The sequence below is a fragment of the Bifidobacterium sp. ESL0825 genome (assembly GCF_052606465.1).
Window position 1 is genome coordinate 1,743,765 of the sequence record NZ_CP199589.1, and the last position, 20,621, is coordinate 1,764,385.

Annotated in this window: 14 protein-coding genes; 5 read left to right on the forward strand and 9 right to left on the reverse strand. The window is 64.0% G+C overall.

What is annotated here, in order from left to right:
- Positions 1-158 precede the first annotated feature (158 nt).
- The 9 genes from pknB to ACUIAG_RS07415 form a co-directional block, all read right to left on the reverse strand.
- Positions 159-2,318 (reverse strand): Stk1 family PASTA domain-containing Ser/Thr kinase, encoded by a 2,160-nt coding sequence (gene pknB, locus ACUIAG_RS07375; RefSeq protein WP_445339518.1) that lies wholly within the window; start codon positions 2,316-2,318, stop codon positions 159-161.
- Positions 2,315-3,307, reverse strand: coding sequence for a serine/threonine-protein kinase (locus ACUIAG_RS07380; RefSeq protein ID WP_024627542.1), 993 nt, complete (start codon positions 3,305-3,307; stop codon positions 2,315-2,317). Before ACUIAG_RS07380 ends, pknB begins: the two co-directional genes overlap by 4 nt.
- Positions 3,304-4,767, reverse strand: a complete 1,464-nt coding sequence (locus tag ACUIAG_RS07385; protein ID WP_445339519.1) for a peptidoglycan D,D-transpeptidase FtsI family protein — start codon at positions 4,765-4,767, stop codon at positions 3,304-3,306. Before ACUIAG_RS07385 ends, ACUIAG_RS07380 begins: the two co-directional genes overlap by 4 nt.
- Positions 4,764-6,254 carry an FtsW/RodA/SpoVE family cell cycle protein gene (locus ACUIAG_RS07390; protein WP_445339520.1) on the reverse strand — a complete coding sequence of 497 codons (1,491 nt, stop codon included), beginning with the start codon at positions 6,252-6,254 and terminating at the stop codon, positions 4,764-4,766. Before ACUIAG_RS07390 ends, ACUIAG_RS07385 begins: the two co-directional genes overlap by 4 nt.
- Positions 6,251-7,801, reverse strand: coding sequence for a BofC C-terminal domain-containing protein (locus ACUIAG_RS07395; RefSeq protein WP_445339521.1), 1,551 nt, complete (start codon positions 7,799-7,801; stop codon positions 6,251-6,253). The genes ACUIAG_RS07390 and ACUIAG_RS07395 overlap by 4 nt, the downstream gene beginning before the upstream one ends.
- A gap of 6 nt (positions 7,802-7,807) precedes the next feature.
- The gene (locus tag ACUIAG_RS07400) at positions 7,808-8,323 is read right to left on the reverse strand and encodes an FHA domain-containing protein FhaB/FipA (RefSeq protein WP_445340388.1); all 516 of its coding nucleotides are present in this window, start codon (positions 8,321-8,323) and stop codon (positions 7,808-7,810) included.
- A 36-nt stretch (positions 8,324-8,359) separates the two neighbouring features.
- On the reverse strand, positions 8,360-9,064 hold the full coding sequence (locus ACUIAG_RS07405; protein ID WP_229133387.1) for an FhaA domain-containing protein: 705 nt from the start codon (positions 9,062-9,064) through the stop codon (positions 8,360-8,362).
- A gap of 199 nt (positions 9,065-9,263) precedes the next feature.
- Positions 9,264-9,887, reverse strand: a complete 624-nt coding sequence (locus tag ACUIAG_RS07410; protein WP_445339522.1) for an InlB B-repeat-containing protein — start codon at positions 9,885-9,887, stop codon at positions 9,264-9,266.
- Between the two features lie 87 nt (positions 9,888-9,974).
- Positions 9,975-10,136: a hypothetical protein gene (locus ACUIAG_RS07415; RefSeq protein ID WP_445339523.1), complete on the reverse strand. Its 162-nt coding sequence runs from the start codon at positions 10,134-10,136 to the stop codon at positions 9,975-9,977.
- A 339-nt stretch (positions 10,137-10,475) separates the two neighbouring features.
- Here ACUIAG_RS07415 and ACUIAG_RS07420 point away from each other — a divergent pair, with 339 nt between their 5' ends.
- The 5 genes from ACUIAG_RS07420 (at position 10,476) to ACUIAG_RS07440 (ending at position 20,603) form a co-directional block, all read left to right on the forward strand.
- Entirely contained in the window at positions 10,476-12,884 is a 2,409-nt protein-coding gene (locus ACUIAG_RS07420) for a prolyl oligopeptidase family serine peptidase (protein ID WP_445339524.1), read from the forward strand.
- Positions 12,885-12,941: 57 nt separating this feature from the next.
- On the forward strand, positions 12,942-14,249 hold the full coding sequence (locus ACUIAG_RS07425) for a chloride channel protein (protein ID WP_445339525.1): 1,308 nt from the start codon (positions 12,942-12,944) through the stop codon (positions 14,247-14,249).
- 262 nt (positions 14,250-14,511) lie between these two features.
- Positions 14,512-17,148, forward strand: a complete 2,637-nt coding sequence (locus ACUIAG_RS07430; protein WP_445339526.1) for a YhgE/Pip family protein — start codon at positions 14,512-14,514, stop codon at positions 17,146-17,148.
- Positions 17,145-19,475, forward strand: a complete 2,331-nt coding sequence (locus ACUIAG_RS07435; protein WP_445339527.1) for a YhgE/Pip family protein — start codon at positions 17,145-17,147, stop codon at positions 19,473-19,475. Before ACUIAG_RS07430 ends, ACUIAG_RS07435 begins: the two co-directional genes overlap by 4 nt.
- 36 nt (positions 19,476-19,511) lie before the next feature.
- Positions 19,512-20,603 carry an alpha/beta fold hydrolase gene (locus ACUIAG_RS07440; RefSeq protein WP_445339528.1) on the forward strand — a complete coding sequence of 364 codons (1,092 nt, stop codon included), beginning with the start codon at positions 19,512-19,514 and terminating at the stop codon, positions 20,601-20,603.
- The last annotated feature ends 18 nt before the right edge of the window (positions 20,604-20,621 follow it).

Consider the following 20,621-nt stretch of genomic DNA (forward strand, 5'->3'; position numbering starts at 1 on the left):
GCCGACTGCCGGAAGTGATTGCCCTGGTTTATCTAAGACACCACGGTGGCCATGGTCTGGAAGGTGCCGCTACTTCACCCGTACTCATGCTGCCTGGCCTTATATGACCCAACATATGGCCCCGGCGGCAGGACTGTGCCCGCCGGGGCCATATCAGGTCAGTTGGCGGAGCTGATGGTGGTCACCGTGATGGGTGTGTTGTCGTCCACCCTGCTTCCCGCCGATGGGTTTACAGCGGTCACCTTGTCCGTGTCCTTGCCGATGGAGGTGATCCTGTCGGCGCTGACACCGCTGTTGGTCAGCTTCTGCCGGTAGCTGCCCAAGGTCTCGCCCTGGGAGAAGGGCGGAATGCGGATGGCTGTGGTCAGGGTGATGGTGTCCTTGGACTTGTCGAAGGAGGCGCCTGCGGCAGGATCCTGGCCGGTGACCTCGGCGTTGTCGTTGCCAGGGCCGTTGACCGTGATCTTGACCCCCTGGCCCAGGGTGCGCTTGGCTTCGCCCAGAGTCATGCCGATGTAGTTGCCCAACTGCATGCCGTTGCTGACGGTAACCGTGATCATGGCTCCCTGCTGGACGGAGGACCCGGCAGCCGGATCGGTGCTGATGACCATATCCTTGGCCACGGTGTTGGAGGCCTGCTCGCGGATGGTGATGTTGAAGTGCAGACTCTGCAGGGTCTTGGTTGCGTCGTCCTTGCTCTTGCCAGACAGATCAGGCACCTTGGTCATGCCCGAGGAGATGTAGATCAGGATGCTGGTTCCCTTGGCCACGCTCTGGCCTGCGGCGGGATCCGTGCGGGTCACATGGTCCTTGGGCACGTCCTGGCTGTCCTCCACCGAGGCGGCGGGGGAGACCTTGAATCCGGCTTTCTCCAGGGTTCTGCGGGCCTCCTGCTGGTTCATGCCCTTGACGTCGGGAATGGCTGTGTCCTTAGGCCCGGAGGAGAACCAGACGGTCACTGTGGAGCCTCTGGGAGCCATGCTTCCGCCCTTGGGGCTTTGCTTGGTGAAGGTCCCCTTGGGCTCGGCCGAGTCGTGGTCCTCCTTCTCCTGGTAGTGGAAGCCTGCGGCGGTGACCTTCTCGCGGGCGAGGATCCGTGACATCTGCGCGTTGATGGTGGGCACCTCGGCCATCTGATGATGGTTCCGGTTCACGACCGTCCAGAGACCCAGCCCGGCGGCTACCAGAAGCAGGGCTCCCAGGACGGCGCCGATGATGATCTTCTTGCGCTTTTTGGCCTTCTGCTGGGCCGTCTTGGCGGCTGTGCGCTCAGCCGTGGCTACGCCGGTGGCAGCAGGGTTGAGCGAATCCTGGACGGGGTTGAAGGCCTGGGTGGCGGCCGTCTCCTCTTCGGTCAGCGGCATGGTGGCCGTTTCGGTGCCCTGCTCGGCATCCTTGCGGGCCTTGACGTTGGCCAGGTCCGTCAGCGGGTTGAAGGCGGCAGCCACCGGGGTTCCGCCGTTCATGAAGGCCAGGATGTCGCTCTTGAAGGCGGAGGCCGTGGCATACCGGTTCTGGCGGTCCTTGGCCATGGCCTTGGCGCAGATGGAGTCCCACATCTTCGGCAGGCCGGGCACGATGGTGCTGGGCGGGGTGGCCACCTCGGTGACGTGCTGGTAGGCGATGGCCACGGCCGAATCCCCGTTGAAGGGCGGCCGTCCGGTCAGCATCTCGTAGAGGACGCAGCCGGCCGAGTAGAGGTCGGAGCGCATGTCCACGCTCTCGCCGCGGGCCTGCTCGGGGCTCAGGTACTGGGCCGTGCCCACCACGCCCTGGGACTGGGTCATCGTGGCGGCCGAGTCGTCCATGGCCCGGGCGATGCCGAAGTCCATGACCTTGACGATGCCCTGCTCCGAGATCATGATGTTGCCGGGCTTGATGTCCCGGTGGATGACGCCCATGTGGTGGGAGTAGTCCAGGGCGCTGAGCATGCCCAGCATGACCTGCTCGCTGTCGCGCTGGCTCAGGGCGCCGTTCTCCTTGAGGATGGACCGCAGGGTCTGGCCCTTGACGTACTCCATGACCAGGTAGGGCACCCGCTCATGGTTGCCCTGGTCGTCGGTCAGTATCTCCTCGCCCGAGTCGTAGATGGAGACGATGTTGGGGTTGTTGAGCAGGGCGACCGAGTGGGCCTCCCGCCGGAACCGCGATAGGAAGACCTCGTCGTTGGCCAGATCGGACCGCATGATCTTGACCGCGACAGTCCTTCCCAGACGCGTGTCCACAGCCTTGTGGACCTCGGCCATGCCACCGCGTCCGATCAGCTGTCCCAGACGGTATCGTCCGTCCGCTAGGGACGGCGGCAGTGTGATGCTCATAGGGTATCCCCTCCGTTCGTCGCTTCAAGGCCGCGCTGTGCGCTTCCTTCTCCATAGTGCCCCCAGAAGGGCCTGAAGATGTCTTTTACCGCGTGCGGCCTGCTCATAATGCGTCGAGGCATGGGTGCGCGTGGATTGATGACCTCCGTCTCGCCCACCTGCTGATCCAGCAGCCGCTGCTCGATCCTGGCCAGTGTGTGCGAGACCACCAGCGCATTCGCCGGGCGGTCCCGCGGGTCCTTGGCCAGCATGGACATGACGAAGTTCATGAGTTGGTTGTCCACCGAGTCGGGCAGCGGCGGCACAGGGTCGTTGACATGTGCCGCCGCGATGTCCACCGGGGTGGCGCCGGTGAAGGGCCGGTGCCCGCAGAGCCCCTCGTAGGCCACCACGCCCAGGGAATAAATGTCTGACTGGGGGGTGGCTTGAAGGCCCTGGGCCTGCTCGGGCGAGATGTACTGGGCCGTGCCCACCACCATGCCGTCCTGGGTGATCTGCCCCTGGTTGGTGGAGTATGAGACCCCGAAGTCGGTGATCTTGACCTCGCCGGTGTCGGAGACCATGATGTTGGCCGGCTTGACGTCCCGGTGGATGACACCGTGGGAGTGGGCCACGTAGAGCCCCCGGGCCGTCTGGATCAGGATGGGCAGCAGCTCGATGGGGTCCAGGGCGCCCCGGTCCCGGTAGATGTCTGCCAGGGATTGGCTGGGCACGTATTCCATGATCAGGAATCCGATGCCGTCATGCTCGTAGTACTCGAAGAGGGCAGCGATGTTGGGGTGGGCCAGGTTGGCGGAATTGTGCGCCTCGGCCCGCAGCCGCAGCAGCTTGGACTCCTCGTTGGTCAGGTCCTCGCGCAGGGCCTTGATGGCCACCACACGGCCCAGTTCGATGTCGTAGCCCTTCCAGACCTCGCCCATGCCCCCTTGGGCCAGACGGCGGTCCAGACGGTACCGTCGATGGATGAGCTGTCCCTGTACCAGTTTCACTTGGCAGCCTCCTGCATGACGCGTTTCATGATCGGCCCGGCGATCTCCATGCCATAGGAGGAGATGCCATGCACCACGACGGCAACAGCCACCTTGGGGTTATCGGCCGGGGCGAATCCTACCATCCACCCGTCATTTGCCGCATTGCCCGCGCCGATCTGGGCCGTGCCGGACTTGGCCGCCACCTGCATGCCGGGGATGGCCAGCTCCGGGTAGCTCTTGGTGGTCACCGCATCCATCATGGTGGTCAGGGCCTTGGCGGTGTCCGTGGAGAAGGCCTGCGAGTAGACCGAGGGCGTGGTTTCGCTGATGACGCTCAGATCGCTGGAGCGCACCCGGTCAACCAGGGTCGGCTGCATGAGCTTGCCACCGTTGGCCACGGCGGCGACCGTCATGGCCGCCTGCATGGGGGTGGACAGGGTGTCCCCCTGGCCGATGGAGGCCAGCGCGATCCGGTCCTGGGACTGGTCCTCGGGGAACTTGGAGGCTACAGCTTTCATAGGTCGGCCTGTGGAGTTGGTCCCGTCCAAGGTGATGGTGGAGCCGTAGCCGAATTTGCGGGCCTGCTCGGCCAGCGTCTTGCCGCCCAGGCTGACACCTAGCTGGGCGAAGGCGGTGTTGGAGGAGTAGGCCAGGGCGTTCTCCATGCTGATCCTGCCGTTGACCCCGTTGCCCGTGGCTGTGGCGTTGGTCAGGTTGTAGTTGGTGCCGGGCAGGGTGTATGAGGCTCCTGCCGGCAGCTGGCTGTCGGGGTGGTACTGGCCGGACTCCAGGGCGGCGGCGGCCACGACCACCTTGAAGGTGGACCCGGGCGGATACAGCTGCGAGGTGGCCCGGTTGAGCATGGGGTTATCTGAGCGGGAGGCCAGCTTCTGATAGGCCTGGGAGGCATCGCCGCTGTCGTGGGCGGTCAGGTCGCCGGGGTTGTAGCTCGGCGTGCTGACCATGGTCAGGATGCGGCCGGTGGAGGGCTCGATGGCCACCACCGATCCGGACAGGTTGCCCAGCATGGTATAGGCCGCCTCCTGCATGCCGGGATTGATGGAGGTCTCGATGGAGGCGCCCTTGTTCTGGGTGCCGGTGAAGAGGGACTTGAGCCGGTCCATCCACAGGCTGTCCGACTGGCCGCTCAGCAGGCGGTCGCGCGAGGCCTCGATTCCCCGGTCGGCCGGGCTGGTGATGGAGTAGTAGCCGGTGATGGGCGAGTAGACGCCCCCCTTGTTGTAGTGCCGCTGGTACTGGAAGGAGTCGTTGATGGGGTCGGACTGGGCAATGACGGCGCCGTCCGAGGTCAGGATGGCCCCCCTGGGCGCCGCATACTCGTGGTAGAGGGCGCGCAGATTTCGCGGATCCGAGTTCAGGCTCCCGGCCCGGATCACCATGATGATGGAGCTGGAAAGCCCCAGGATGACGAAGAGGACGATGACGGCGTTGAAGAGTTGACGCAGGGCCTTGTTCACTGTCCACCTCCTCGTACCTGGCGGGCGGGAATGCGTCCGGTGGCTGGCAGGTCGGTCTCCTCGTCCTGGTCCGAATCGTTATGATCCGAGTCGTCCTGTCCGCTGCGCTTGCTGGTCTCCTGCTGGCGCAGGACGGCCAGGGCCTCGTACTTGAAGGTGTCCGAGCTGACCTCCGGCGCAGGCTTGTTGGCCGCGTTGGAGATGATGATCAGCAGGACGGCCAGGATGCAGTTGGCCACCAGGCTGGAGCCGCCCGCCGCCATGTAGGGCATGGTCAGGCCGGTCAGGGGGATGACCAGGGTGATGCCACCCACCACGGTGAAGACCTGGAAGGCCATGGTGAAGACCAGACCGGAGGCCAGGAGCTTGCCGAAGCCATCCTTGATCTTCATGGCCGTGATCATGCCCGAGGCCACGATGACCAGGTAGAGGGCCAGGACCACCAGCAGGCCGCTCAGCCCCAGCTCCTCGCCCACCGAGGTGTAGATGAAGTCGGAGTTGGCCAGGGGGGTGATCCAGGGGCGTCCCTGGCCCAGACCGGTGCCGGTCAGCCCGCCGGCGGCCAGGCCGAAGATGCCGCGCACCAGCTGTCCGGATCCGCCGAAGGCCTTGCTGAACTCAGCGTCGCTGAAGGGGTGCAGCCAGGCGTCCACGCGGGCGCCCACATGGGCGAAGATCATGGAGGCGGCCACGGCCCCGATGACGAAGAAGACCGAGCCGATGGCGATCCAGCTGGTGCGGCCGGTGGCCACATAGAGCATGGAGACGAACATGGCGAAGTACATCAGCGAGGTGCCCAGGTCATGCTGGATGACTAGGACGGCCAGCGAAATAAGCCAGACGATGATGATGGGGCCCAGATCCTTGATTCGGGGCATCCGCATGCCTAGCACCTTCTTGCCGCCCACGGCCAGCTGGTCTCGGTGGTCGAACAGGTAGGCGGCGAAGAAGAAGGCCAGGAAGAGCTTGGCGAATTCGCCGGGCTGCAGGGTGTGCGACCCTATGCCGATCCAGATGCGGGCGCCGCCGATCTCGCGGCCGATGCCGGGAAGCATGGGCGACAGGAGCAGGACCAGACCCACCACCATGCTCACATAGGAGAAGCGACGCAGCAGTCTGTAGTCCCGGAGCAGCACCACCAGCAGTCCGCACAGGACCAGGGCCAGACACAGCCAGATCAGCTGGGTGAAGCCCACTCGTGTGGGTTGGCCGATCCGGGCGTTGCGCAGATCTATGCGAGTGATCAGGGTGATGCCCAGCGAGCTCAGAATGACGATGCTGGGCAGGATGGCCTGGCTGCCATAAGGCTGGAAAATCTCCAAGAGGACCCAGAGGGCGATGAAGAGGGCGGCGGTGACTGCCAGCAGGGCGGCGTAGTCTCCAGGGAAGCGGCCCGCCGAGCGGGCGAACATCTGGAAGAAGCCGATGAACCCTACTAGCAGGGAGAAGAGCAGAAGGCCTATGCGGCGCAGACGGATGGCGATCATGACGAGTGCCGCCCGTCCTGGCTGGTTTTCGACGGCGAGGACGAGGCTGACGGGGAAGCAGCCGTCTTGGCGCGCTCGCGCTTGAGGTCGCCGGCCTCCTTGCGGATCAGGCTGGCGTGCTCCTGGGCGTCTTCCATGCTGGAGACGGTGATGCCCTCTTCCAGCTGGTCACGCCAGGACTGGGGCAGCCCCTTGACGGCGATGTCCGTGGTCTGCACCGGGTGGGACAGCGAGAGGGCGAAGGCCTTGGTGGGCACACCCTGGTAGATGACCACACGGCCCTGATCCGTGCCCAGGTAGTACTGCTCCTGGCTCCAGCGATAGGCGGCGCCTGTGCCTCCGGCCAGGGCAAGGATTACCAGGGTGATGATGCCGGCCAGGATCAGTCGAATTCTCCGGTGCCGGGAGCGCTGGCGCTTGCGCTGCTCCAGGTGCTCCTTGTGGATGGCGTCAGCCACGTCGGGGTCGTAGGGGTCGGCTGAGGCCGAGCCGTCCTTCTTGCGGACGACGGGGATCTCGCTGGTGTCGGGCACATGCCGTTCGCCGCTCTCCTCGCGGGCCGCCGAGGGCTGGGCAGTGCGGCCATCTTCGTCCTCGTCCTCCTGCTTGGTGGCATCCCGGTCCTGGGTCAGATCGGCGGCACGCTTGGCAGGGGACTCCCGGGACTGGTCGCGCAGGCGCGGTGCAGCCGCTACGGGCTCATCCAGGATGTCAGCCAGGGCCTCCAGGTTGGAGCTGGCTGCGCCGCCGACCAGAGGGGTCTGATGGGGCAGGTCAAAGGCATCGGCGTCCAAGGCCAGCGTGGCGTCGGCGATGACCACAGTCACGTTGTCGGTGCTGCCAGCCTTCAGGGCGAAGGTGACCAGCTGCTGGGCGCACTCCGCCTGGTCCGAGACCGTGGACAGCACCTCGGCGATGGTCGAGTCCTCCAGAACACCGCAGAGGCCGTCCGAGCAGATCATCCAGCGGTCTGCGGGCATGGCCTTGGTGATGGAGATATCCGGACGGGGGTCGATGTCGAAGTCACCCAGGACCCGCATGACCACGTTGCGCTGGGGGTGGTTGCGGGCTTCGGCCGGGGAGATGCGGCCGGTGTCGATCAGGTGCTGCACGTAGGAGTGGTCCTGGGTCATCCGGATCAGCTTGCCATCGCGCAGGAGGTAGCCCCGGGAGTCCCCGATATGGGCCAGCACCCAGGAGTCGTCGGCCAGAGCCAGGGCCGTGACCGTGGTGCCCATGCCTGACAGCCGGTGTTCGCGCTTGGCCTTGCCCACGATGGCGTCATGGGCCGCGATGACCGAGGTCTCCATCATCCGGGCCAGGGATTGCACGTCCTGCTCACGGTCGTCGCGTTCGATGTGGGCCAGGGATCGGATGGCTATGGTCGAGGCCGTATCCCCGCCTGCGTGGCCGCCCATGCCGTCGCACATGGCCACCAGGCGCTCGCCGGCGAAGGCAGAATCCTGGTTGTTGCTGCGCACGTACCCCACGTCTGAAACCGCCGTGGAGTAGAGGAACAGCTTTTGGCTCGCATCGTTCCTGGTCATGGGCGGCTACCTCAACTCGAAGGTGGTGGCACCGATGCGTACGGGAACCTCCGCCGGTAGGATTGTCGGCGCCGTGATTTTCTGCCCCGAGACGACGGTGCCGTTGGTGGACCCCAGATCCTCGATGGCCCATCGGCCTGATGCAGGATCCTGGTAGACCCGCGCATGATGGCCTGAGACGAACTCGTCGTCCAGCACCAGGGTGTTCGAGGAGGAGCGTCCCAAGGTGATGGGCTGTCCGGACAGCGGCGTGGAAGAGCCGGCCAGAGGTCCGTCAATGACTACCAGCAAAGATGGGTCGTCGCTTGCAGGCTCTGTCTTGCTGACCGGGGCGATAGGCACGGATCTGGCGGCAGCCGGAAGCTTGCGCTGGGCTGCGCGCTCACTGCGTCGGCGGGTATGAGAGGTCTTGGGGCTGAAAGTCTCGATGTCTTTGCGGAGTGAACGGATGGCCAGCCAGACGAATACCCATAACAGAGCCAGGAATCCGTATTTGAGGATGGCGAATGTCAGTTCAGTCAGCATAATGATTCGACCTTACTTCAAGGTCTGGGCGACTTACGAATCCTGTTCCTGTGACGATGCCCAGTAGAGGATGCGGGTACGGCCGATGGTGATGGTATTGCCGTCCAGCAGGGTGGCTGCGGGAACCTGATGTCCCTCTACATAGGTGCCGTTGGTGGACCCCAGATCGCGGGCTACCACGCCCTTGTCGGTGATCTCGATCTGCAGGTGTCGGCGGGAGATTCCTGCGTCGTCGATGACGATGTCGCAGGAGGATCCACGGCCGATGGTGGTAATGGGGGCGGTCAGCAGGTACTGGCGGCCGTTGATCTCCAGCACCGGGCAGTCCTTGGACTCATCGGGGGTGGTGACGGGTGCCGCGTTGCCTTGGACCGACTCGGCAGACAGGTGGAAGTCGCCCTTGTTCAGGTTGAGGTCCTCCTCGAAAATGACCACGACCGGGCCGACGAAGGCATAGTGCTGGCTTTCGGCGTACTTGGTCAGGTTATCTGCCAGCTCGTTGGCCAGAGCCTCCGAACCCCACTGCTCGATGCGGTCGAAGTCTGGGGTGGATAGTCTGAACCGATACTCGTTGGGCGCCACGGTGCGGTCGCGACCGACGGGCATGGCCTGTGAGTCTATCTCACGCTCGAGGGCGCTCGACAGGTCGACGGGCTGTAGGTCCTTGGAGCCGAACTTCGAGAAGACACCGTTAACGGCGCCTTCCACGCTCTTCTCGAAACGATCGAGAACGCTCATAGTCATCCCTTTCCATATAACCCTTTCATAGTACGTGACCCTGCCGGAAGGGGGTAATGGGCGGTCGGATGCTTGCAATTTCTTCAATGAACAGGTTCGAACGACCGCGACTGCCAGGCATGGATAAGGCCCCGTGGCCACAATGGACCAAGGGGCCTTTGAACTTCAATCATCATGGGTCAGGCCGAAGCCTGCAGGCTCACAGAGCCAGCTTGCGACGCAGACCCAGGGTGATGCCGGCAGCCAGGCAGAGGCCAGCGGCAATGGCCAGAGGAGCCACGGCATCGGCGCCAGTCTGAGCCAGAGTGTTGTTGTTCTTGGCATCCTTCTTAGCCGGATCCTTGGCGGGAGCCTTGTTGTCCTTGGCAGGCTGCTTGGTGTTGTCCTTGGCAGGCTGCTTGGTGTTGTTGTCAACCGGAGCGGTCTGACCAGGCTTGTTGGGCTCGTTGGGAGTGGTCACCTTGGTGTACCTGGCTACGAAATTAGCGTCATCGGAGAAGGTGGCTGTGGGGTCAAAAGCTGTGCCGTTTTCAGCAGAGAACCATCCATCGAAAGTGTAGCCGGGGTAGCTGGGAGGGTTATCGGGTAGATCAGCCAGCTTGTGGCCCTCTTTCGTGGGTAGTGACGACACTTCAACGAACTCACTCGCGTCGTCACGCGGATCCTTACTGATGAATTTGACGATGTTTGGCTGGTCCCATTTCGCATAGACGGTGGTGTCGGAAGTGAAAGGTTGGCTAAAGTCCACTTTGTCGAAGCCCATAGCAGAATAGGTCCATCCGTCAGCCGTCCAAGGCTTCTCTTCGGTCTGCGAATCTTTCATGTAGTCAGGCAGCACAGCCTTGGGAAGTGACTCGGGATCCAGCTTGCCGGTTGAGTCGGTCTGTCGTGTCTCTCCTGTAGTCGAGGTCTAATCGCTGATGAATGTGATTGTGTAAGGAGCGGCTTTGGTCTGGACATTCTTGCTCTCGACAGCCTGGGCCACGGTAGGCAGCAACGCTAGGCCGCCTGCCAGGGTGGCGCCGGCAGCGAGTACTGCGCATGCGCGTTTGAAACGAACCATGATATTCATTGGTTACCTCTATTTTCTCTATTGTCGGTTGCTCCCCAGATACATTCATGGGGTGTCCTGCCTTGACACTCCTACCCCTGGGAAACAGGCATCATCGACCAGTCTTTGGTGACAACACACTTCGATTCTATCGCAGGGAATGGTCATCGGCTGGTCATAGCCCGGAAACAGGCCGTATTCGACAATAAAAATTTCTCAGTAGAACGATTGACGTTTACTGATGATCGAGGTGGCGCATCACAGTAGAGCTATTCGAATTCCTCTTTGGCGCCTAGGCGCTTATCATCGTGGCAGACGCATGATCATGGGGATCATGTCAGAGATAGTCGAGGAGCGAGCATGGCCGAAGAGGTGGATCGGGCGATGGAGGCATATCCGCGGGCCAAGGCCCGGACCCTGCGGTTTACGTTGGGTGCGCCACGGTCGGCCCTGGCGGTGGGGGATGGCTCACGGGCCGTCTTTCTGCGCTCCGACGGACCTGAAGACCTGGTGACCGGGCTCTGGTTGTCCGTCTTTGACCAGGATGGCCGCCACCGTGAGGTGCTCCTGGCCGACCCCAGGGCCCTGCTGGATGATGCGGACCAGGAACAGGTGCCAGCCGCTGAGCAAGCTCGCAGGGAGCGCTCGCGGGAGGGCGGCGAGGGCATTGTCGATTACAGCGTGGATGCTGCCGGGGATCGGGTGGTCTTTGCCTTGGGCGGTCGGCTCTGGCTCTCGCTGATTGCCCCTGATGGTCTCACCGCCTCCACGCGGGTCCTGAGTTTGGAAGACAGCGATTCGGCTGTGCTCAATCCTGCCATCAGTCCGGACGGCACCATGGTGGCCTATACGACTGGCGACCGGCTGATGGTGGTCACCATCGGGCAGGATGCCGGGCAGGATCGTGAAAGGGCTGTCCTGGCCCTGCGCCCCGGCACCGATGATCGGATGCGGCTGGGGCTGGCCGAGTTCGTGGCCGGCGAGGAGATGGACCGCTACCAGGGGTTCTGGTGGTCGCCGGATTCCCGGGCCCTGTTGGTCGAGCACACGGATTCCTCCGATGAGCCGATTTGGTACATCAGCGATCCGGCCAATCCCCAGGTCGGGCCGCGCGCTCGGCGGTATCCCCAGGCTCTGACCGCCAACGCCCGCGTCGGGCTGAGTCTGGTCCTCCTGGGCCAGGATGACGACGACCCCTGGGTGGGCGAGGTGGACTGGGACCATCATGCCTTCGAGTACCTGGCCGTGGTCCGTTGGCAGGACGGGCATCGGCCCCTGCTGCTGGTTCAGAACCGTCGGCAGACCGAGGACAGGATTCTGGATGTGCAGGTGCCGGATGCCCGCCAGGGCTTGGAGCCGGGGCAGAATATGACCCTGCTTGATCCCGAGGCGGCGCCCAAGGTGGCCACCAGGGTGCTGCAGGAGCATGGCAACGACCAGTGGATCGACCTGGTGCCGGGGCTGCCGGCCTACCAGCCCCAGGGCGGGCTGGTGGATGCATTCATCGATACAGAAGCCGATACCACGCGGCTGCGCCTGGACGGAAAGGTATTCTCTCCTGGTGGCTGCCAGATTCGACAGGTGCTGTCCGTGGAGGACCGCGATGTGCTGGCGGTGGTCTCTACTGACCCCCGCAGCTTCGACCTGATGCGCCTGGGCTATGACGGCTCCATCCATGTGCTCAACCGTCTGCCCGGAGTGTGGTCCGCCTCGCGAGCCGGCCATGGCATCGTGGTCAGCGGACGGACCATGGCTTCGGCGCAGGGACAGGTGCGCCACTGCTACCTGGGAGCAGACGGGGATCTGGACCGCCTGGGTGCTGAAGGGCTGGGCCTGGTGGGTGAAGCCCGCCCCGACAGCAGCGCTAAGCAGACTGGCGAAGCTGTGCGGCATGAGCATCAGGATCGTCCTGATCGGCGGGCCGTGGATGCCGGTCATATCAATAGCCAGGGAGCCATGAGCGCCGTCTTGGCCGACACCAGCAGCGATCCCGGGTTCACCCCCAACGTGGACTTCGTGCGCATGGGCCAGCACGAGCTGTTCGCTACCATCGTCAGACCGTCCGAATCCAGCCCCTACGCCAGCGCCGACAGCCTGCCCGTCCTGCTCAAGCCCTACGGCGGGCCGGGCGCCCAGCAGGTGGTCTTCAACCAGTCCTACTACTGGGAGTCCCAGTGGTGGGCGGATCAGGGCTTCCTGGTCCTGACCGCGGATGGCCGGGGCACGCCGGGTCGTGGGCCTGCCTGGGATCGGGCCATTTTCGAGGACATGGCCCAGGTGACTCTGGATGACCAGCTTGAGGCTCTGGAGGCCCTGCCGGACTTCGCTCCTGAGGCTGATCTGGGGCATGTGGCCATGATCGGCTGGTCCTATGGCGGCTTCCTGTCGGCCCTGTCGGTTCTGCGGGCTCCCGACCGGATACATGCGGCCTGCGCGGGCGCCCCGCCCACGGACTGGACTCTTTACGACACTCATTACACCGAGCGCTATCTAGGTCTGGACCCGGCCGTCTACCGCCGCAACGGGATCATTGATGACGCCCCCTCGCTGCGCCGCCCGCTGATGCTGATCCACGGATTTGCGGATGACAACGTCTCCGTGGCCAACACCCTGAGGCTCTCCGGTGCTCTGATGGCGGCCGGCCGTCCCCATACGGTCCTGCCGCTGACCGGCATCACCCACATGACCAATGACGAGACTGTTGCCGAGAACCTGCTTATTCTGCAGCGGGACTTCCTGCGGGAGGCCCTCAAGAACAAGACGGACTGACGGAAAGGCTGTTTGGGCTGACGCTCTGCTGGCGGTTGCTTCCGCTAGATTGGGGTTGTGCATATCCAACGAAAGCCTGACCAGGCTCCAGGGTCCAGTCGCGGATTCCAGCTTCCTCGCAGTTGGGGCCTGGCGGTCTCGGTGCTCTGCCTGGGCCTGCTGGTCGGACTTTCCTCGGGCCTGTTGGCAAGGTTCTTCGAGCTGACCCAGGTCGGCCTGCTGGGTTTCGCTGAGACTCCAAAGACTCCCACGGCTGAGGCGGTGCCGCCGATCAGGAGGCTGGCCTCGGTGACCATTGCCGGGCTGGCGGCCGGTCTGATCTGGGCCTGGCTGCGGACGAGGACCAGACTGGTTCCCTCGGTCGGCCAGGCTGTCAAGGGCGCGCCCATGCCCCCGGGGCGGACCGTGGTTCATGTGCTCACCCAGATCTTCTTTGTGGCTGCCGGCGGCTCCATCGGCAGGGAGGTGGCCCCGCGCGAGGCCGGGGCCCTGCTAGGCGGTCTTTGGTCAAGGATGGGCCGACGGCTGGGGCTGCGTGATCAGGACGGTCCGCTGCTGGTGGCCTCCGCAGCAGGAGCCGGATTCGCCGGCATTTATATCGCGCCTCTGACCGGTGCCTGCTTCGGCATCGAGGTGTTGCTGCGGCGGGTGGATGCCGAAGTGGTGACGGTCAATCTGGCCATGTCGGCCCTGGCTACCCTGGTCGGCGGCTCCATCAAGGGGTTTGCTCCTTACTATAAGGTCGGCTCCGAGCCCTTCCGGCCCTGGCTCATGGCAGTGGTCCTCCTGATCGGACCGGTCATGGGACTGTTGGGGGCCGGATTCCGGCGGATGACCTCCTGGGCTGAGGCCCATAGAACCACTGGTCCTGCAGCCATCTGGCAGCTGACGGGGGTGGCTCTGCTGACCGGCCTGGTCGCCCTGGCCGTTCCCCAGGTCTTGGGCAACGGCCGGGCTCTGGCCCAGATGGGCATGGATCAGCGGCTGTCTGCGGGATTCTCCGGACTTCAGCTGGCTCAGCCGCTCGCCTTGCTGGCCCTCTTCGCACTGGCCAAGGCCCTGCTGACCACAGCCACCATCCGTGCCGGGGCCTTCGGCGGCACCCTGACGCCGTCCATAGCCTTGGGATCCGCCATGGGCGCTGTTCTGGGCCTGCTGCTGGCTTGCCTTGTGCCCGGCCTGCCGGTCTGGCAGTGTGCCGTGATTGGCGCCGCCTCCCTGCTGGCCGCCTCCCAGCAGGCCCCGCTCATGGCCATGGCCATGCTGATGGAGGTCTGCCATCTGCCGGTCATGGCCTTCATGCCCATGGGCCTGGCTGTGGCCCTGTCGACGGCGGTCTCCCGTCTGTTCGTGGCCAAGGCATAAACCGTCGTCGGTAGCCCGTGTCGCCCTGGGAATCCGTCCTTACTCATATACGATGAAACCACCACTGGTCGCATGCCTGCCCTTCCGCCTCCAGCCTTGAGTGGGCATTAAGCGGGCATTCACGATCAGCTGACCGGCCTGGGCCAGTAAGGAAGGGTGGCTATACTCGGGCCGGACGTAGGTCCCGGGAGGATGCAGCCGATCCGAGTGGAGCAGGCCAGTGCCGTGATACCCCGGACAGACAAGAAGGAGGTGCCTGGCGGTGAAGACCGTGTTGGCCATCTTCAGGCGAGATCTCTGGCGGATACTGCGCAACCCCGTGGCCCTGGTGGTGACCATCGGCGTGGCCGTGCTGCCCTCCCTCTATGCCTGGTTCAACATCATGGCCCTCTGGGACCCCTACAGCAACGTCAAGAACCTGCCCGTGGCCGTCGTCAGCATGGATCGAGGGGCCCAATCCGCGCAAACCGGCAGGATCAATGCCGGCAGATCGGTCATCCAGGAGCTGCGCGGCAACGACAGCCTGGGTTGGAAGTTCATGGATGATGACCAGAGAGCCATCGACGAGGTCCACTCAGGCAAGTGCTACGCGGCCATCATCATCCCGGAACGGTTCAGCGCCGATCTGGTCGGCATCGTCGAGGGGACCGGGAGCAGGCCTGCGCTGAACTATTACGTCAATGAGAAGAAGAACGCCATCGCCCCCAAGGTGACCGACACCGGCGCCTCCACCATCGACCAGGAAATCAACACCGTCTTCGTCTCGGCCGTCAGCGATGCCCTGGCCGGGAAGGTCCTGCAGACCGCCGGCGATGCCCAGGGCGCGGCCGAGCAGAGCCGCAGTCAGGTGGTGGGCGACCTGGGGGAAATCATCGGCCAGCTGGATCGTACGGATGGCCAGCTTGACCGGATTGGTTCCACCATGGGCCAGGCCAGGCAGACCGTGGCCGGCTCCAGAAGCGACATCAAGGACCTGCAGGGTCAGATATCGGCCACCCAGGCCACCCTGAGCAAGGCCCAGGACCACATGACCAGGACCCGCGATGACAGCCTCCGCTTCTCCTCCGCCCTGAACCAGGCCCTGGCGGACGGGTCGGTGCGGCTGTCCAGCGCGGTCACGGATGTGAATACGGTGGCAGGCGGGATTACCTCCGACCTGAACGCCACCCAAGACAAGGTGGACCGGGTCAATTCCGGCCTGGGCCAGTTGGTGGACGCCAACGGGAAGGCCGTGGACCGGCTCCAGACAGGTCTGGACCAGTCCGGGCTGCATCCCGGGGATCCGGCCTACGAGAGCATCCAGCGGCAGATCGACGATCTGAAAAAGACCAACCAGCAGCAGAAGGCATCCTTGGATGCCTTCAAGAAGAACTCCTCGACGGCCCTGGGCTCGGGCAAGCAGGCCGCATCGGACCTGAGCTCGGCCATGACCGACACCGGCGACACAGGCATCAAGGCCCTGACTGCGGCCAGCCAAAGTCTGACGGGGACCACCATGCCCAACCTCCTTACCGGGTTGGACAACCTCAATGCCTCCAATGGCTCGCTCCAGGGCGCCCTGAGCAGCCTGTCCACCACGGCCGCCCAGACCGATGCCCTGCTGGACCAGCTGGATTCCACCATTGGTCAGGCCCAGTCAACCCTGTCCACCACCAGGGCCTCCCTGGCTTCGGTCAGGTCCGATCTGGAGGGGGTTCGCACCGATGTGGCGGCCCTGGGATCCTCGGCCGCCTGGAACCGGATGTCCCAGACCCTGGGCTTGAGCCCCGAATCCTTCGGAAAGGCCATGGCTTCGCCGGTCAAGCTGGATTCCCACACGGTCTATCCGGTCAGCAACTACGGGTCGTCCGTAGCGCCCTTCTACACCAATCTGGCCCTCTGGGTGGGCGGGTTCATCCTGATCGCCATCTACAAGCTGGAGGTCGACAAGGAGGGCATCCGCAAGTGCACCGCCACCCAGGCCTACTTGGGCCGCTGGCTTCTGCTGGTCTTCGTCGGCTTCTTCCAGGCGCTGATCGCTACAGTGGGCGACCTGATGCTGGGCATCCAGTGCCAGCAGCCGGCCCTGTTCGTCCTGGCCGGGGTCTTTGCCTCCTTCGTCTACATCAACATCATCTATGCCCTGGCCGCCTCCTTCAGGCACATCGGCAAGGCCCTGGCCGTGGTCCTGGTCATTCTGCAGATACCCGGCTCCTCGGGCATGTACCCCATTGAGATGATGCCCGACTTCTTCCGCAATCTGAACCCCTGGCTGCCCTTCACCTACGGGATCAACGCCATGCGCGAGACCATCGGTGGCATGTACGGCAACCACTACTGGCAGGACATGCTCCACATCTTCTGGTACCTGCCCGCGGCCCTCCTGATCGGACTGGTGGTGCGGCGGTACCTGCTCAACCTGAACGCCCTCTTCGACCGGCGGCTGGGCGCCACCGACCTGATGCTGACCGAGCAGAACCATTCGGCCGACCGTCGTCTGAGCCTGGGCAGCCTGGCCCGCTCCATCCTGGGCGAGGGCGACTACCGCGCTGTCATAAGGCGGCGGGCGCATCGCTTCCTGGCCCTCTATCCAACGCTGATCCGGGCTGGTCTGGCCCTGGTTCTGCTGCCGGTCCTCTTCCTCATCCTGCTGTTCAGCACCGAGGCCAAGATCGTCATGCTGATCGCCTGCATCGCCTCCATCGTCCTGATCGACGCCTACCTGATCATCGTCGAGTACATCTGCGACAGCTATGTGCAGCAGCTGGGCCTGACCGAGCGTCCCGGCATGGACTTCCACACCCTGATCCGCCCGCGTCGGCAGGGTCCCTCGGCCGTGACAAGGCTGACCACGGCCGTGCGCGAATCAGTCCTGAACCGCGATGAGGAAGACGCTCACGAGGATGGTGATCGCCGATGAGGAACATCTGGAGGATTCTGCGCAAGGACCTGGCCGATGCCACCAGCAACGTCATCGCCATCATCGTCCTGATGGGCCTGATCATCGTCCCGGCCCTCTACGCCTGGTTCAACATCGCCGCCAGCTGGGACCCCTATAAGAACACCAAGGCCATCAAGGTGGCCGTGGCCAACACCGACAAGGGGTACAAGTCCGACCTGATCCCGGTCAGGATCAACGTGGGGGAGACGGTCACCAGCACCCTGCGGGCCAACGACCAGTTGGACTGGAGGTTCGTCAACCGCGACCAGGCCCTGGAGGGGGTGCGCTCGGGCGAGTACTACGCCGCCATCGTCATTCCCAAGGATTTCAGCGCGGACATGATGACCCTCTTCTCAAAGGATGTGAAGCACGCCAACCTTGAGTACTACCTGAACGAGAAGAAGAACGCCATCGCCCCCCATGTCACCGAGCAGGGGGCCGACACCGTGGCCACGACCATCGACAAGACCTTCGTCAAGACCGTGGGGCAGGTGGGGATCGATCTGGCCAGCCAGGTCTTCACTTATTCTCAGAGCCCCGAAGTCCAGGATTATCTGACCAGGACGACCGGCCACATCGACCAGATGTCACAGCGGCTGACCACTGCCTCCAGCCAGGTGAATGCCTATGCGGGCCTACTGGATTCCTCCGGACAGATGATCGACTCCACCGGCAGGATCCTGGGCCGGTCCGATTCCGCCATGGCCGATGCCAGAAAGGCCCTGAACCAAGGGACCAAGGGATCCAAGGATCTGGGCAGGTCCCTCTCCGGGTCGGCCCAGGCGGTCGACGCTGCCCTTGACCAGGCATCGGGCGCCTATGACACCATCGGCTCCAAGATCGACGATGCCTTTGACAAGGTAGGCCGGCAGAGCGATGCCGTCAGCAGCCAGCTGAACGACCTGAGCGAACGGATCAGGGAATCGGCGGCCGACTACGACGGAATGGTCGCCAGCCTGGAGGATCTGCGCAGCACTGTGGAATCCGACTCCAATCTGACAGCGGAGCAGCGCCAGGCCTTGCTGACCGCCATTGATCGGGCCCAGGCCGGAATGCGGGCGGCCCAGGCGGCCCAGCGCGATCTGGCCGATCGGATCAGCCAGGCCTCCCAGACGGCCAAGGAGGGCAAGGACAAGCTGGCCGGTCAGCGCCAGGATCTGAAGAACAGGATCGCCCAGGCCCGCACCTCGGTGGATCAGGTCCGCGCCCAGTACCGCAATGACCTGAAGCCCCGCCTGGATGACCTGGCTTCCTCCATGGACACCGTGGTCACTTCGACCGACCGGCTGCTGACGGGCTTGGACGGAACCGTCAAAGGTGCCTCTGAGCTGACGGGCCCTATGACCAAGGACATCAGCCAGGCCAAGGACCAGCTGGGCGAGATCTCCCAGCGCCTGGACCAGGCCTCCAAGCGGCTGACCGACCTGGGGGGACACCTGACCCAGGCTTCGCAGGGCAAGGATGCGCAGGAGGTCAAAACCCTGCTGAGCGGGGATTCCGAAACCCTGGCCGCGCTTCTGTCCTCGCCGGTAGGCATCCATCGGCATGCGGTCTTCCCGGTCATGAACTACGGGTCGGCCATGACCCCCTTCTATACCATCCTTTCCATCTGGGTGGGCGCCACCATTCTGGCAGCCATGATGAAGGTGGCCCTGTCCGACAAGAAGAAGGCCTTCGTCCTGCACCTGGACTCCCTGCAGGATGCCTGGAAGAGGGCCGATGACCTGGATGAGGATTCCGAGGGCAGCCGCTCCTGGGGAGTCTTCCGCCCGGAGTCGCCAGGCAACGCCCGCCGCTTCGGCCTTCAGCTCTACCAGGAGTACTTCGGCAGATTCGCGGTCTTCGCCCTGATGGCCATCCTCCAGGGTTGCCTGATTGCCCTGGGCGACCTCTTCTACCTGAAGGTTCAGTGCGTCCATCCGCTGATGTTCGTGCTGGTGGCGGTCTTCGCCTCTTTCGTCTTCATGAATCTGATCTATACCCTGGTCGTCTCCTTCGGGGACATCGGCAAGGCCATCGCTGTCATCCTCCTGGTCATGCAGGTGGCTGGCTCGGGCGGCACCTTCCCCATGGAGACCCTGCCCGGCTTCTTCCAAGGGGTCTATCCCTTCCTGCCCTTCGTCCACGCCATCGGGGCCATGCAGTCGGCCGTTGCCGGAGCCTATGGCATGGAGTTCTGGCGGGAGATGGCCACCCTGGCCCTCTTCCTGGTGCCCTCGCTGCTGCTGGGGCTGGTTCTGCGCAAGCCCGTCATCCGCTTCAATGACTGGATCGTCAGAAACCTGGAGAGCACCCGGCTCATGTAGGGCCGAGTCCAACAGAAGGTGGTATAGGGTGAGAGCATGAGCGTCCAACTGGTTGAGGAGCGCCGCTACGACCAGATCATGAAGGATCGCGTCCTTCCTGATCTGGCCTCCTGTCGCAGTGACGGATGGATGATCTCCCATGACGGCGGCGAGGACGGGGGAACCTTGCTGGACAAGGCCCATCTCGGCGGCGTCGACCCCTCCCGGCTTCTGCATTACGTCTGCTATGACAGGGCGCTTTTCCGCCAGGGCGCGGTGGAGTCAGGGTCGGCTCGCGTGCGCGGGGCCGTAATCATCTCCTTCGGTTTTTCGGAATTCGCCGACAAATATCAGGAGATTGCCTGGTACTTCCTGATGCAGGGGTACTCTGTCTGCATTCCCGAGCACTGGGGACACGGTTTCTCCGGCCGGGGCGTAAACGATCCCAGTCTGGTATGGGTGGATCATTGGCAGCGGTATGTGGCGGATTTGGCCGCCTTCTGCTCCCAGGTGGGCCAGCAATACGCCCAGGACAAGCCTATGGTGCTCTATTCCCACTCCATGGGCGGCGGTGTGGCTGCAAGGATGCTGGAAACTTTTCCTTCACTTATTGACAAGGCGGTCCTGTCATCACCCATGATTGCTCCGAGGACCGGGTTGATGCCCTCGGTGGCCTGGACGGCGACAAACGCCGCCTGCATGATGGGCCGCTCGCGCAGCATGGCTCCGGGGTTCGGCCCCTTCCACCCCGAACTGGACATGGGCAAGTACCCCAATGGCAGCCAGGCTCGGGTGTCCTGGACCCATAAGTTGCGGGCCAAGGAGGTGCATTACCAGACCAGCGCCGCCACCTTCGGCTGGGTCAGGGAGAGCCTGGAGATGAGCCGGGCCATACTGCGTCCTGACCGATGCAGCCGGGTGGAGACCCCTCTGCTGCTCTTCCAGGCGCAGCCCGACCGCTTTGTGCTGCCGATGCCCCAGAACCGTTTTGTCGACCAGGTCCAGCAGGGCGGCTGCCAGGCCACGCTGGTGCATATCCCGGGCAGCATGCACGAGCTCTACCAGATGCCTGACAAGGTTCTGGGGCCCTACTTGGAGCGCATCTTCGACTTTTTCGACCAGCCCTGGCAGCTCGCTGACGACCGCTGATCAGACGCCGAACACGCG